The 14,635-nt window shown below is 43.1% G+C and carries 11 protein-coding genes and 1 pseudogene; 7 read left to right on the forward strand and 5 right to left on the reverse strand.

The genetic code is table 11. From position 1 onward, the window contains the following. Positions 1–195: pseudogene (locus AC805_RS26825) on the reverse strand (hypothetical protein); the annotation flags it as partial. Between the two features lie 99 nt (positions 196–294). Here AC805_RS26825 and AC805_RS11390 point away from each other — a divergent pair. The 4 genes from AC805_RS11390 to AC805_RS11405 all read left to right on the forward strand — a co-directional run bounded on the left by AC805_RS11390 (position 295) and on the right by AC805_RS11405 (position 3,200). Then, on the forward strand, positions 295–789 hold the full coding sequence (locus AC805_RS11390; RefSeq protein WP_055075552.1) for a MarR family winged helix-turn-helix transcriptional regulator: 495 nt from the start codon (positions 295–297) through the stop codon (positions 787–789). A 154-nt stretch (positions 790–943) separates the two neighbouring features. Next, complete coding sequence (locus tag AC805_RS11395; RefSeq protein WP_055075553.1) at positions 944–2,032, forward strand: AI-2E family transporter; 1,089 nt, start codon at positions 944–946, stop codon at positions 2,030–2,032. A gap of 331 nt (positions 2,033–2,363) precedes the next feature. After that, positions 2,364–2,615, forward strand: coding sequence for a hypothetical protein (locus AC805_RS11400; protein WP_156341389.1), 252 nt, complete (start codon positions 2,364–2,366; stop codon positions 2,613–2,615). Between the two features lie 264 nt (positions 2,616–2,879). Continuing rightward, on the forward strand, positions 2,880–3,200 hold the full coding sequence (locus tag AC805_RS11405; RefSeq protein WP_009626077.1) for a hypothetical protein: 321 nt from the start codon (positions 2,880–2,882) through the stop codon (positions 3,198–3,200). A 256-nt stretch (positions 3,201–3,456) separates the two neighbouring features. Here AC805_RS11405 and opcA read toward each other — a convergent pair whose 3' ends face one another. Continuing rightward, entirely contained in the window at positions 3,457–4,578 is a 1,122-nt protein-coding gene (opcA, locus tag AC805_RS11410; RefSeq protein WP_055075555.1) for a glucose-6-phosphate dehydrogenase assembly protein OpcA, read from the reverse strand. 147 nt (positions 4,579–4,725) lie between these two features. Further along, entirely contained in the window at positions 4,726–6,255 is a 1,530-nt protein-coding gene (gene zwf / locus AC805_RS11415) for a glucose-6-phosphate dehydrogenase (RefSeq protein WP_009626079.1), read from the reverse strand. A 746-nt stretch (positions 6,256–7,001) separates the two neighbouring features. Here zwf and AC805_RS11420 point away from each other — a divergent pair. After that, positions 7,002–8,621 (forward strand): iron uptake porin, encoded by a 1,620-nt coding sequence (locus tag AC805_RS11420; protein ID WP_055075556.1) that lies wholly within the window; start codon positions 7,002–7,004, stop codon positions 8,619–8,621. A gap of 209 nt (positions 8,622–8,830) precedes the next feature. Here the strand turns inward: AC805_RS11420 and AC805_RS11425 are convergent, their stop codons facing one another. Continuing rightward, positions 8,831–10,456: a peptide chain release factor 3 gene (locus tag AC805_RS11425; RefSeq protein WP_055075557.1), complete on the reverse strand. Its 1,626-nt coding sequence runs from the start codon at positions 10,454–10,456 to the stop codon at positions 8,831–8,833. A 236-nt stretch (positions 10,457–10,692) separates the two neighbouring features. On the opposite strand from AC805_RS11425, the gene AC805_RS11430 reads away from it, so the two are divergent. Both AC805_RS11430 and AC805_RS11435 read left to right on the forward strand, forming a co-directional pair. Next, positions 10,693–10,923: an RNA-binding S4 domain-containing protein gene (locus tag AC805_RS11430; RefSeq protein ID WP_009628674.1), complete on the forward strand. Its 231-nt coding sequence runs from the start codon at positions 10,693–10,695 to the stop codon at positions 10,921–10,923. Positions 10,924–11,284: 361 nt separating this feature from the next. Then, complete coding sequence (locus AC805_RS11435; RefSeq protein WP_055075558.1) at positions 11,285–12,838, forward strand: adenylate/guanylate cyclase domain-containing protein; 1,554 nt, start codon at positions 11,285–11,287, stop codon at positions 12,836–12,838. A gap of 70 nt (positions 12,839–12,908) precedes the next feature. On the opposite strand, the gene AC805_RS11440 is transcribed toward AC805_RS11435, so the two are convergent. After that, on the reverse strand, positions 12,909–14,405 hold the full coding sequence (locus AC805_RS11440) for an AAA family ATPase (RefSeq protein WP_055075559.1): 1,497 nt from the start codon (positions 14,403–14,405) through the stop codon (positions 12,909–12,911). Positions 14,406–14,635 lie beyond the last annotated feature (230 nt).

Here is a 14,635-nt window from a genome sequence, read left to right on the forward strand (position 1 = left end):
CTGAGCGAAGTCGAAGCTGTAGTTTTTATTTAAATTATCTATAAGCATTAGTCCAATCGTTAGCGCTCTTAAGGCGGCTACTGTGAGTGGATGGTTGGACGGCAGTAATTCGGTTGCTACTGCATAGGTGGTTCCCCATGTCATTGGCGCTAGAGCTGTCAGAAAAACATCCGATCCTCTTGTAGGACTTTTCACGATTTTATCTCTGTATCAAGATATTTAATGTAGAGATTATACCGATTTATCTTGATGTTAAGATAGTTTTGCTCGGTGTTTAGGTAAAATAAAATTTTCATGAGTGATGCCGTTGATAGGATTTTGGCGCAATGGCAAAGAGAGCGTCCTGATTTAGACGTATCACCAATGGGTATCATTGGGAGAATTGGCAGATTGAACAAGCACTTAGGACAAGCGCTTCAGGTATCTTTTTCTAAATTTGGCTTAAATGTTGGGGAGTTCGATGTGCTAGCGACGTTGCGACGCTCGGGCGAGCCTTATCAACTTACACCGACGGAGCTATTCAATACGCAAATGGTTTCATCGGGTACGATGACACATCGAATCGATGGATTGGAACGAGCAGGTCTGGTAAGGCGGATTCCCGATCCTAGCGATCGGCGAGGAACGATCGTTCAGTTGACTAATGATGGTTTTGCTGTAATTGAAAGGGCTGTAGAAGCCCATGTGACCAATGAGCATTGTTTGTTGATCGTTCTAGAAGAGTCAGAACGTGAAGCTCTAAGCCAATTACTCCGCAAACTATTGATTGCGTTTGAGGAGAGGATCTAGAGACTTTGCTGATCGCACGTCATTTGCATAAGGACAAAAATCAAACAAAAAACAAGAAGAGAAGATTGCTGGAAACTTTTCGTGAATTTGTGTTTTAACAAACACTTTTAGCGCACAATTTTAAGTAGATACCTAGCGCGTCACATTGTTTCGTATGATTGAGACCCTTAATAAGTTGCCTCGTTGGTTTTCACTAGGCTTAACTTTTCCGTTAATCTTTCTAAACGGATGGTTATTGCTACAGCTATGCCGAGAATTGCAGCCATTAGTCAGTATTCTTATTACGGCGACAGTTATTTCGTTCTTGCTAGATTATCCTATTCGCTTTTTGATCTCCTTAAAGGTGAAGCGAGGTGTCGCAGCAGGATTAGTCATCCTTATATTTTTCATGTTGCTCAGCACCTTAGCCATCTTCCTCGTGCCTCTAATTTTGGCACAGGCAAATGAACTAATCGTCCGCTTGCCAGAGTGGATTAAATCTGGACAGCAGCAGCTTCAAACCCTTGAGACTTGGGCGATCGCTCAGCAACTGCCGATCGATATCAGCAGTACTTTTAATCAATTAATCGAAAGACTTACGGGTGTTCTGAGATCGATTACCAGTCAACTTTTTAGTATTGTATTTGGCGCGATCGGCAGCCTTGTCAATATCTTCTTAACCCTGATATTCTCAATTTTTTTGGTACTCCGTGGAGAATTTTTGTGGAATGGTTTGCTCAGTTGGCTACCCCAAAAATGGAACGATCAGGTGCGTAATTTGCTGCCTCGCAATTTTGAGCGTTTTATTGTAGGACAAGTGACCCTAGCCACAATTCTAGGGGTATCGCAAACCGCCGCCATGATGATTTTAGGCGTTCCACTAGCGCAACTATTCGGGTTTGGCATTGGAGTGGCAAGCTTGATCCCCCTTGGTGGTTCTAGCACGATTATCACCGTCAGCTTACTGATTGCTTTGCAAAATTTTTGGTTGGGAGTAAAGGTGCTACTTGTCGCCGTCGCCATCATTCAAATTGTGGAAAACGTTTTAGGTCCTCGTATCGTGGGTGAACTAACGGGATTAAATCCTGTATGGATGCTAATTTCTCTTGATATTGGCTTTAAGTTAAATGGCGTTCTCGGTTTGCTGATTGCCGTCCCGATCGCTGGATTTATTAAAGGAACATTCGATACGATTCGAGGCGTAAGTAATCCACCTCCTATGGATGCGATCGCTGAAGCTCATACCGAAGTATCCATAAAATGATATGCGCCCTCCAATAAGAAGGGAGCTGTAACAGAAAAAAGATATATGCGATGCATAGATCTTTTTTCTGTTACAGCAATTATCGATCAAAGAAACCACAAGAAGATTTTTGAAAGCTTTGATTCGCAAAGCTTTCAAAAATCTTCTTGGTTTGGGTTTGAGCACAAAGCGCTGTAAATATGGAAAAAATTTATGGAAAATACATATTTTTTTGTATGTCATCAAAATTAGGTTAAGATTAATTTTAAAAGAAAAATAACCATTAATTAGCCTAGTATTTTCTAAAATAATGCTTAATTTGTTTCTAAGTTCAATAATAAATTCTACCCAAGTGCAGTTTGTAGCCCAAGCAGCAACCGTCTACCTACCAGTTGCTACTAAACAGTCAAGAAATCAAAACTGCGTCACCTATGTGACTACAAATTCCACAACTAGGCGAGTAAGCGATATCCAAGTCAATCTTCGCAATAGTAGAGGCGAAATTAGTAAACGCTATTTAGCTTCTACTTTGTCGGCTGGAAGAAGTATCTCCTTCGATTTATGCAATAACTCTTTTGTCAATGTTGAAGCAAGGCAAGATTAGCTAATTTTTTATAAGTAGCTGGGCATAATTAAAAGCCAATGCAAAAACCTGTAGCGGACGCTTAGCGTCCGCTACAGGTTTAGGGGGTTGATATTTGATATAACATCTATCCCAAATCGTAAAGATCTACTAAGAGCATCTTTAAGTTTTTGTAACTTACACCACAATCTGCAAGCATCCTGTTAATCTAAGTAAAAGAAACATGAGTAGCCTTTCGCCGCCGCTCATGTTTCTCTTTTAGAGAAGCATTGGTCAGTATTACCTATGAAACGTTTTCGGGATGAATGGATTGATGAATGGTGTCAGGAAAATGGCTGGACTGACCTATTTGTCGAACGTTGTTGTAATTATTGGGCATTTCCGCCAAGCTCCGTAATGCCATTGCCGATACCCAATGACACTCTCCGCGCGATTAAAAATGCGAAGGGGATGAGCGACGATGAAAAATCTTGGACATTTGCCGCGATCGCAATTTCCTGTCTGGCATCAATATTTAGCTTTATCTTACGCAATCCATTACCGATCACCTGTGCTTTTGGCTGTGTCGCTTTTATTGTCGGACAACTGGAAATCGAAGAATTTTAATATCTAATACAAAACCACAAAATGGCGTAGCCATTTTGTGGTTTTGAAACCCTTGCTGGGTTTGGTTTTCAGTCTCCAAAAGTGTAGCCACACTTTTGGAGACTGGTATAACGTCAGTTCGGTTTAAGCTGACAAATTCTCAAAGCCTAAAAGTAAAAGCCTTGCTTAGCAAGGCTTTTACTTTTAGGCTTTGAGAAAGGAAAGCCTAAAAGACGAGTGGCGGCGCTTTGCGCCGCCACTCGTCTTTTGGGTTTTGCTATAGAGCAATTATTTTAGAAACGAGGGCGAGGCTTTCCTCAAAGAGAACCTCTCGTCCCCATCGTTGCAATTGTTGCCCCAATAGAGTATCGGCACTTTGATCTGACAAAGGCGAAACTTGATGGACGCGATAGTTTTGAGCACCACCACCTGCTTCCATGCGCATACAACCCGTTGATTCCGAACAGAACACGTTACAAGCATCCGTATTTTGGTTAGAGGCAGTCAAGCGCAAACCAATTAGATCGCCAATGACCTCGCCTGGATCGCCAATGGGGATCGCCGCTAATTCAGCCTTAACTTTGATATGGTTTCGACCTTCAAAAATTACATGCTGAATATTGTAATCACCACCTTCAACATTGCGCTCAATTGGTTCCCATTCCAGACGACTCGCAATCCAGCCCAAAAACATCAAAGCCTGAGTGCTATTGCCTCGTTCGTAGTCGATCGTAATACCATCGATTTCCCATACTGCCGAGCGGCGATCGGGCTGATCGAAAGCTTGAGCAGTGAGTTCTTGCCAAGGTGCTAGTCTCTGCCAATTGAGATCGGCGATTTGAGTGCCAGCATCAATCATCCCTTGAACTTTAAGGAGATCCGCTTCTGAATTAGGAAAAACTGCTGAATCTAAGATTAAGCGATCGCTTAAATTCACTAGTTTTTCAAACATTCGCGTATTTGGGGCGGGACAATCTTTCCACCACAAAAACACGGGGAGATCGGGGATCAGTAGTTCTGGCAAGATACTATGCACGCGATCGAAGGCAAGTGTTGCTCCCGTCAGGGTGATATATTCACCACAAACTAACGAGCTACGACTTTTTTGAATCGGGCAATAGGCTGCCACCTGCGCCGATATACCTTCATCCACACCATCCAATGTAACCAAATCAATAACGCGACAGGGGCTTTGAGAAACGATCGCATCAACGGAAGCCATCCTTGACGCTGCACCAATAGTTTCTGGTTCGTACACTAACAGATTGAATGTAGTAGCACGCGCGGCGGAGTTTTCTCCATAGGACTGCCAGATTTTGCTTAGCTCTGCTTCGACTTGAGAAACCGAGACATCTTTGGGAGCTTGCAAAGATACAACGGAAGTTGCTTGCGTATTCATGGATTTATAAAAACATCTCTGCTGGATACTGAATAAGATTTGGTGATAGGTAAAGGCAATTGGTAATTGGTAATCAGTAATTGGTAATCGGTAATAATTAATTCGTAATTCATACTAAGCCCTTACCAATTACCAATTAATCATTACCTATAACCGCCGCCACTGTCTTCCATCACGTTCGATCAGTTGTTCGGCTTCAGAAGGTCCCCAAGTCCCTGCCTCGTATTGAGGCACGACAATAGGATCGTTAGGCATTTCCCAAGCACTAAGTGCAGGGGTAACCACTTTCCAAGCAGCCTCTACTTCATCACCACGAGTAAATAGAGTCTGATCGCCTAACATACAATCTAGTAACAGGCGATCGTAAGCGTCAGAACCTTCGATCCCAAAGGTTTTGCCATAGCCAAAGTCCATATCTACCGATCGCGATCGCAGATCGGCTCCTGGCATTTTTGCCTCAAACTTCAACGCAACCCCTTCATTAGGCTGAATTCTTAAAGTCAGCACGTTTGGCGAAACTTGCTTAGCTGCTGATTGAAATAATAAATAGGGAACATCACGAAATTGAATCGCAATTTCACTAACTTTTTTAGGCATCCGTTTTCCCGTTCGCAAATAAAAGGGAACACCTTGCCAGCGCCAATTGTTAACTTCAAACTTCATCGCAACGTAGGTGGGCACGAGGGATTCAGGATTCACATTAGGTTCATGGCGGTAACCCTGTACCTGTTTCCCCTTCATCCAACCCGCACTGTACTGTGCCCGCACGCAGGATCGCTCCAATCGGCGCGTATCCGCCAATCGAGTTGCTTGAATCACCTTAACTTTCTCATTTCGCAATGAATCAGCATCCATCGAGTTAGGTGGCTCCATCGCGGTCAAACAAAATAGTTGCATCAAATGATTCTGCAACATATCTCTGAGCGCTCCAGAGTTTTCATAGTAACCAGCGCGATCTTCAACACCAACTGTTTCCGCCACGGTAATTTGAATGTGGTCGATAAACTGACGGTTCCATAAGGGTTCAAAAATTGCATTAGCAAACCTAAGAACTAAAAGGTTCTGAACGGTTTCTTTACCAAGATAATGATCGATCCGATAAATCTGCTTTTCATCACAAGCTTTCTGAACTACCCGATTGAGATCTTGACATGATGACAGATCTCGACCGAAAGGCTTCTCAATTACTAAGCGAGTTTTTTGCGGATTTTTAATCATGCCTGCTTGCCCTAACTTCTCGATCGCATCGGTAAAGTAATTGGGTGAAACAGCCAAATAAAAGACTCGATTACCACGAGTGCCCCTTTCCTTATCTAGCTGGGTGAGAAATTCATCCAACTTACGATAATCCTCAAGATTGCTCATATCAAGAGACTGATAGTACAAGCTTTCGGCAAAGTCTTGCCAAAGCGCCTCAGCACCGACACCCACCGAGAATTTCTCTACGCCTTCACGCATTTGCTCTCGGAAGTAATCATGGCTCCAAGGTCTTCGAGCTACTCCGACAATTGTGAGTTCGGGAGGTAGACGGCGCTGCTGCTTGAGATGGTAGATTGCTGGAACTAGCTTGCGGATAGTCAAGTCGCCCGATGCGCCAAAGATTACCAGAATCAAAGGCTCAGGAGATCTTTCTTGCTGTAAACCAACCCGTAAGGGATTTTCGAGTATTTGTACCACAGGCTCGGTTGTTGAACGCTAAGTAGATTTTAGCCAATACATTCTAAATTCATCCAATTCGTCTGTTTTCCTTTAGGATCACTGGACTCTTTTGAGCTCTTAACATATGATAATGATTATTATTATCATATGTTCGTCATGGAGACGTAAAAAATATAGCCACAATATAGCAACGTAAGTTTTGCTTAAATGCCAATTCACTGAAGAGAGCCAACACTTCAGTAAATTAAAAAGCAAACCCAGTAAGGTAATGAATTGCCATTTTTGAGATTCCAAAATGGTGTTGCCATTTTTGGGAATTGGTATAAAAAGTTGTTCACTTCCTTTAAACAATGTATCTATTGCAAGATAAAATCAATAAATTAATTTGCAGCTTGTATATAAAAACTAATAAGAACCATTACGTTCGCTTCGCCTGTATTAGTTAGCTTAATGCGTCAGCTTAGATTTTGCGATGGGAAAGTCTAAGCTAAGGGACTTTGCGCATAGGTGTTTTTAACAAAAACCTATAGGCTTGCCAGCACAGAAAACGAAGGAAATATAGGCATATCATCGAAATGCGCTATTTCCAAAAAATTATGTTTTGGGAGTAGTTAAGTATCCAGCAGATCGCAAAACTGCATTATTACTTTACAAGTATCCCATAAGAATCATAATAAAATCAGCTTTTAAATTAGAATTACTCCAGTAATTAATGATATTAATTACTATTAAGATTAAATTGATATAACAGTGAGGAGTTTAAAATGTCGAAGGTTTGGTTTGCCCAAGTTCAAAAATCTATGCTTGGGGCGATCGCTTTTTCCACCTTGGCAACTTTGCCTAATCCTAGTGCAGCCCAATCATTACCTCCATCCAAAGATGTGATAGGTCAGAATGTCACATCGGTTTCTCAGCTCAGTGATGTGCGCCCTACGGATTGGGCTTTTACGGCGCTACAGTCTTTAGTCGAGCGCTATGGATGTATAGCGGGCTACCCCGATCGCACTTTTCGCGGAAAACAAGCCACCAGCCGCTATGAATTTGCCGCTGGGCTAAATGCTTGTTTGGATAAGATCAATGAGATTATTTCCGCAGGTTTAGCCGATAAGGTCAGTAAGACCGATCTCGCCACCTTACAAAAGTTACAAGAAGAATTTGCCGCCGAACTTGCCACCCTGCGCGGTCGCGTCGATGCTCTTGATGCCAAAACTACCAAACTCGAATCCCAGCAATTTTCCACTACGACCAAACTTGACGGTCAAGTCATTGCCTCTGCCACTTTCAGCGGCTCTGGAGCCAGCAATTTACTCAGTCCCAATGGTACAACGGGGGCTTCGAACAACGCCAATGCCACGGTAATTAGCCGCGTTCGTTTGCATTTCAATACCAGCTTTACTGGTCAAGATTTGTTGATAACTCGTCTGGAGGTCGGCAATGGGGGAACCAGTGTCACAAATTCCTTTGATGGGGCAAATGGTACTTTCCTTGGTTTTACAGGGTTTCAAAATGGTTCGGCTTACGATTATAGTGCTGTCCCCAGCACGGTTTCCCTCGGTAAGCTGGTCTATAACTTTCCAATTTCTGAGGATATTCAAGCAGCAGTCGGACCAGTTCTTATCCTCAATGACTATTTAGACAAAAACAGCTTTTCTAATGACGAATCGGTGGATTTTGCAGGTCATTTATTTATCAATAATCCACTGACCTTACCTGTAAATAATGGTGCTGGAGCCTTGCTTGCATGGAACATCAATAAGAGCGCTTTTACGATTAGAGCGGGTTATGTAGCTGCCAACGGTAATAGTGCAAGGGCGAATAATACTGCTCCCAATGGAACTATTAACCAAGGTTTGTTTGGGGATTCCTACCAAGGTACTTTTGAACTGGAGTTTGCCCCAAAAAATGGCAATGATGAAAAACCCTTTGCGGTGCGTTTGCAATATACCCGTGCCTCGGTCAATAATTTGGACTACAACACTGGTGGCGTAAATTTTGAGTGGGCTTTTAATAAGGCGATCGCTATCTTTGGGCGATACGGATTTGGGAATATCAGTAATCGGGGTACGGCGATCGCTAATGCTCTGCCCACTTACATTAATGCGGGGGTAACGAGCAATTCTCTCAGTCCGCAAACTTGGTCTGCTGGTTTTGCTTTTCCCGATCTGTTTAAAGAAGGGGCTATGGCAGCGATCGCTATAGGACAACCCTTCATCGAAAGTCAAGTCGGTAATGCGACTCAAACCAATCTAGATTTGTTCTATCGCTTCCCAGTCTCTAGTAATATCAGCATTACTCCCGATCTTCAGCTTATTTTCAATGCCAATAATAACAGTGGAAATAGCACCATCACCGTCGGTACATTGAGAACTGTATTTACTTTCTAGAATTTCTAAATAGTTAAGCATAAGTAAACTTAAAACCTAGAAGAGCGTACCGCCCGCGTAGCGGGCGGTACGCTCTCTGGTTTTGGTTTTTAATTATGCTTAACTACTTAGTATGGCTACCGTCAACTGTATCAGGACATAAAAAGAAAAATAGTGTTGCCGCGCTCCGCGCGGCAACACTATTTTGGGTTTTATACCAAAGCTGAAAATTATTTGGTTTCCGTGGAGGTCAATTCCGCAATGGGTGCGATCGCCTTTAATTTGAGTTTTGGATGATCGCTTTCAACTTGATTTAAGTTCCATTGATTTTTAAATAGCAGCACGGGACGATTCCAACTATCCTTGACTATCATGGTATTAAACAATCTGCCCACCGATTCGAGGGCATCCCAACCATCCTCGACCCAACGCGCCACTGAATAGGGCATGGATTCCAGCATTGTTTCTACGTTATATTCGCTTTGCAAACGATATTGGGCGACTTCAAATTGAAGTTGTCCGACAGCCGCCAGAATCGGATCGCGCTTAGCTTCATCCACGGAATACATAATTTGAATTGCGCCTTCTTCCTGAAGTTCCGATATACCTTTACGGAATTGTTTGAATTTAGAAGGATTGGGATTGCGAAGAGTGCAAAATAGTTCGGGAGAGAAGCAAGGGATTCCCGCATATTGACGTTTCTTCCCAAGATAAATCGTATCCCCGATCGCAAAGGTGCCTGGATTATTCAGCCCAATCACATCACCCGCATAGGCAACATCGATTGCCTCGCGATCCTGCCCGAAGAGTTTTTGGGCGTGGGATAGGCGAATATTCTTGCCACTCCGTAAGTGGGTGACGCTCATATCCTTTTCAAACTTGCCCGAACAAACGCGCACAAATGCGATGCGATCGCGATGGCGGGGATCCATATTGGCTTGCAGTTTGAAGACAAAGGCGGAGAAGTCCTCGTCGGTAGGTGAGACCTCACCGCTAGAACTATCGTGAACGGCAGGAGTTAATCCATATTCAAGGAATGATTTGAGGAATAGTTCCACCCCAAAATTGGTCATTGCACTACCAAAGAAAATAGGCGTGAGCTTGCCTGAATGCAGATCTTGAGTATTCCATTCTGCACCAACAGAATCAAGTACTTCGAGATCTTCTAAAAGTTGATTATAAAGATTCTTCCCAATAAACTTAATGGCTTGAGGATCGTCAAAGGGATAGATATTAACATCCGCCTCGCGCTGTCCGTGAGCGCTACGCTTGAATAAATGCACGGTTTTACTAGAGCGATCGTAAACGCCTTTAAACTGATCGCCCGTACCGATCGCCCAATTCATTACATAGGGCACAATTCCTAATTCTTTTTCAATTTCATCCAATAGTTCCAGTGGTTCGCGGGTGGGGCGATCCATCTTATTGATAAATGTGAAAATTGGTAGCGATCGCATCCGACAAACTTCAAACAGTTTGCGGGTTTGCGGCTCCAAACCCTTTGCTCCATCCACCAACATCACCGCATTATCAGCAGCAGCTAGGGTGCGATAGGTATCTTCACTGAAATCTTTGTGCCCTGGAGTATCGAGCAAATTGATGCAATAGCCCATATAGTCAAATTGCAGCACGGTAGAGGTGATCGAAATCCCGCGTTGTTTTTCTAATTCCATCCAGTCAGAAGTAGCATGGCGTTGGGCGGCTCTCGCCTTGACTGCCCCCGCAAGGTGAATGGCTCCCCCGTACAGTAATAACTTTTCAGTTAATGTCGTTTTCCCCGCATCGGGGTGGGAAATAATTGCAAAGGTGCGTCGCCGTTCGACTTCGCGCTCTAACTCTTGCCACAGTTGACTCATGAAAATTTTGACGAACTTTTTTAAATTTATCGGTACTGCTTATATTATGCTCATTTTTTAGCGCAAATCAGTGAACTCATTAAAATAGAAACATAAGTAGCTGGGCATCATTAAAAACCAGAATCACAATCTGAAGCGCACGCGCAGCCTGCGCTTCAGATTGTGGGATTTTATTGGGATTTTATATTTAATTGAGCCTCACTACTTAAGGCATACCATAGCTTTGGCAATAACTAATGCAAGAAACAATTCACGAAAAATTTGAGTTAACGGGTGAATATATTACCCTATGCAACCTATTAAAGGTGTGCGGGGTTGCTGATACTGGTGGTGTAGCAAAGTTAATGATTATTGATGGCGATGTTGAAGTTGACGGTCAAATCGAATTACGCAAAGGCTGCAAGATCCGTGCGGGGCAATGCGTAAGTGGGTATGGATTTACAATTTATGTAGTTGCCAACAAGTAGCTAAATAAAAAGCTGTGGCGCACGCTGCGCGTGCGCCACAGCTTTTTATTTTTTGGTTTTATATTTAATTGCGCCTAGCTATTTATACCAATTCACGACAGTGTGACAACACTTTTGGGAATTAAAAACTAAACCTAGTAAGGGTTTTCAAGTTAAGAAATGGCGTAGCCATTTCTTAACTTGGTATTAGATGCTTAGCCATTTTTTCGCTTAGGTCAAAGAAAGTGAGAATTATCTAGTCAGCAATTGTGCGAATTGACCCCTTTGATCGATCAAGATAGCATGATGCAATATTTTCCTTTGCAAGCATAAAACTCTGCTATCTAATCATTTTGTCAAACTTTTACAAAACAAGCTGCTAATGGTTACTTTGGCGGTAACTATTGGTGTACAAATGATCGCGATCGCGGCGATCTCCAAAAACTGGTTAGATAACAGAATAAATATCAAGTTAGCCACCCGCAATTTAAGTACCCTAGATATTCCCTCTCTCGACCATCCCCTAGAAATTATTACCAATCGTTGGCTCGTACTTGCCATTGCGATCGCCATTGCGAGCATCTTGGGGCGATCGCTAGTAATAACTTTAAATCGACTCAAACAGTCCAATAAGGAACTAGAGTCGCTCATTCAAGAAAAAACCAATGAGCTAGATGCGTCCAAATCTTCCTTGCAAAGGACTAATTTTATTTTGTCCCGTCGGGAACAACAGCTCCGCAAACAGCAGAACGTGTTATTTGATTTGACCAAGGATCGCGCCATCAATCAAGGAGACTTTATTGTTGCCGTCCAAAATATTACCCGCACGGGATGCTATGCCTTAAATGTCGAGCGTGTCAGTATTTGGCTATTTGATAAAAACAAAACCCTTTTACATTGCCTCGACCTCTATCAAAAAAGCACCCACATCCATAGCGAAGCTAATGTTTTAACCGCAGCCGCATACCCCAGTCTATTTACGGCAATATTAGAAAATCGTAGCATTGCGATCGAAGATGTGCAGGAAGACCCAGTTCTTCAGGAACTGGTCGTCTCCTACTGTATACCCTTGAATGTTGTTTCAGTTCTATTATCCCGATTTGAACTGAGCGGCGAAGTAATGGGCATAATTCTATTTGAACATACGGAAATCGAGCATTTATGGATCGAAGAAGAAATTAGTTTTGCTCATTCCCTATCGGATTTACTCGCGCTCAGTTTAGAGGCGCAAGAGCGACGAAGAGCAGAAGAGAGCTTAAGATTTGAACAAAAAAAATCTGAACGGCTACTGCTTAACGTCTTGCCCCAAGAAATTGCTGAGCGGCTGAAGTCAATCCAATCAATGACTAAAGTTCATTTGAAAACCAGCGGCACGATCGTCGCCGATTCCTTTGAAGAAGTTACGGTTTTATTTGCAGATATTGTCAATTTTACGGAATATGCAGCTTCTATCTCTGCTAGCGAATTAGTAAATGTCCTCAATGATATTTTTTCGGAGTTCGACCATCTAGTCGAGCAGTACGAGCTTGAAAAAATTAAAACCATTGGCGATTCCTACATGGTAGTAGGCGGCTTACCAGTGCCAAGCAAAGATCATGCTGAGTTGATCGCGGAAATGGCATTACAGATGCAAACTGTAATCCAGAAATTCAAGCGTTCGGATGGAAGCGTTTTTTCTTTGCGCATTGGAATTCATACGGGTCAGGCGATCGCAGGGGTAATTGGGACAAAGAAGTTCATCTACGATCTATGGGGAGACACGGTGAATGTCGCGAGTCGCATGGAATCTTACGGACTAGCAGGCTGTATTCAGGTAACTGAAGCCACCTACCAACTTCTAAAACCCAAGTATGTTCTTGAGGAGAGAGGGGCGATTAACATCAAAGGTAAAGGAGAGATGATCACCTACCTCCTTAAAGGAAAGATCGTAATATAACGTGAGTTCGAGTTAAAAAGAACCAGTCTCCATCCTTATCCCGAACCCACGTTAGCTATATTGTTATGGCTTAGCCCCTAAATACATTCTGTCTTGAAGCTAATCGGGCTTTCCCAGAAGCAGCCCATTCTTGAAGAACTTGAATCTCCTGTTGTGCGGTCTGGGCTAAAGGTACGATCTGACTGGCTGCTTCCAGAACATCATCGGTTGTAAAGTCACGATTTTGACTAAAACCAATATGCATTGCTTCGATGATCCCCTGTTCGATTTCTGCTCCTGAGAAGTCTGGGGTTTCATAGGCAAGGCGATCGATATCATAGGCGCGTGTGTTGTGGGGGCGGTACTTGCTTAAATGTACGGCAAAAATCTGCGATCGCTCCTCTTGATTGGGCAATCCCACAAAAAAAACCTCGTCAAATCGCCCTTTACGCAGTAGTTCGGGGGGCAAAGTGCGAATATTATTCGCGGTAGCAACCACAAATACGGGGGAAGTCTTCTCTGCCATCCATGTTAGGAAAGTTCCAAAAACGCGATTAGTCGTGCCCGAATCGCCTCTACCATCGGTTCCAGCGAAGGCTTTGTCTATTTCATCGATCCATAGCACGCAGGGAGAGAGGGCTTCGGCTAGTTGAATCATCTGACGAGTACGGGATTCGCTCTCACCTACTAGTCCAGCAAAGAGCCGACCGACATCAAGGCGCAATAGAGGCAAATGCCAATGATGGGAAATTGCTTTGGCAGTGAGGGATTTGCCCGTACCTTGAATGCCTGCCAGCAGTAAACCTCTTGGATGGGGTAAGCCATACTTACGGGCGCGATCGCTAAATGCACCACCGCGACGTAATAGCCATTCTTTGAGATTATCTAAACCACCAATATCGCTAATTTCGGTAGTGGATGGATAAAATTCTAAAATTTGGGTTTGGCGGATACTTTGCCGTTTTTCTTCAAGAATTAAATCTACATCCTCAGGGCGCAAGCAATTATTTTCAGCGATCGCTTTTGCCAATACACGTCTAATCCGCTCTAGGGAAAGTCCTTGTCCAGCACGCACCAGATCATCAACTGCCTGTTTTGACAAATCTACGCCATTGCTCGGATTTGTCGAACGCGCAATTTGTTCGATCTCAATTCTTAATTCTTGAGGATTAGGAAGTGGAAATTCTAAAACCGCAAAAAATTCACCGAGACTATCAGGAATATTAAGCTGTGAGGCGATCACAACTATATTTTGGGCTTCACTTTTGAGCCTACGAGCGAGGTTTTTGAGTTTGCGAGCGATCGCCACATCATCCAGAAAGCGATCGAAATCCCGTAATACAAATACTGCCCCTTTAGGAATCTTATCAACAAACTCTAAAGCCTGAAGAGGATTGCGCTTGCCCATCCCTGCGTCATTGGGATTAGACTGGTATCCATCGACAAAATCCCAGACAAATACACTTCTTCCCAAGGATTTTGCCACATTGGTAATTACTCCCTCAACTCGCTCTTCTTCTGCTGAAGGGATATAAATCAAGGGATAGCGGGCGCGGAGAGTCAGATTTAATTCAGATTCAAAATTCATGAATAATTTGGCAATACTTTTAATAAAACTATTGATTTCTATTGTCTATCATGCTTGACAATTTCCACTCCATAGCAGGGGATTTTATAAACTCTCAGATAGTTTTTTAAATATATAGCTGTCGCCAAGTGTACTAGGACATAAAACCCAAGAATTAGTTGGCGGCGCTTTGCGCCGCCAACTAATTCTTGGGTTTTGATTTGTCCTAATTCAAGTGACTGTAGCTATAC

The organism is Pseudanabaena sp. 'Roaring Creek', from assembly GCF_001402795.1.
GTDB lineage: Bacteria > Cyanobacteriota > Cyanobacteriia > Pseudanabaenales > Pseudanabaenaceae > Pseudanabaena.

Bases quoted from the DNA above. Each gene is read 5' to 3' on its own strand.
- AC805_RS11390 (WP_055075552.1), top strand. From the start codon at position 295: ATGAGTGATGCCGTTGATAGGATTTTGGCGCAATGGCAAAGAGAGCGT.
- AC805_RS11405 (WP_009626077.1), top strand. From the start codon at position 2,880: ATGAAACGTTTTCGGGATGAATGGATTGATGAATGGTGTCAGGAAAAT.
- opcA (WP_055075555.1), bottom strand. From the start codon at position 4,578: ATGAATACGCAAGCAACTTCCGTTGTATCTTTGCAAGCTCCCAAAGAT.
- AC805_RS11395 (WP_055075553.1), top strand. From the start codon at position 944: ATGATTGAGACCCTTAATAAGTTGCCTCGTTGGTTTTCACTAGGCTTA.
- AC805_RS11435 (WP_055075558.1), top strand. From the start codon at position 11,285: ATGGTTACTTTGGCGGTAACTATTGGTGTACAAATGATCGCGATCGCG.
- AC805_RS11430 (WP_009628674.1), top strand. From the start codon at position 10,693: ATGCAAGAAACAATTCACGAAAAATTTGAGTTAACGGGTGAATATATT.
- AC805_RS11440 (WP_055075559.1), bottom strand. From the start codon at position 14,405: ATGAATTTTGAATCTGAATTAAATCTGACTCTCCGCGCCCGCTATCCC.
- AC805_RS11425 (WP_055075557.1), bottom strand. From the start codon at position 10,456: ATGAGTCAACTGTGGCAAGAGTTAGAGCGCGAAGTCGAACGGCGACGC.
- AC805_RS11420 (WP_055075556.1), top strand. From the start codon at position 7,002: ATGTCGAAGGTTTGGTTTGCCCAAGTTCAAAAATCTATGCTTGGGGCG.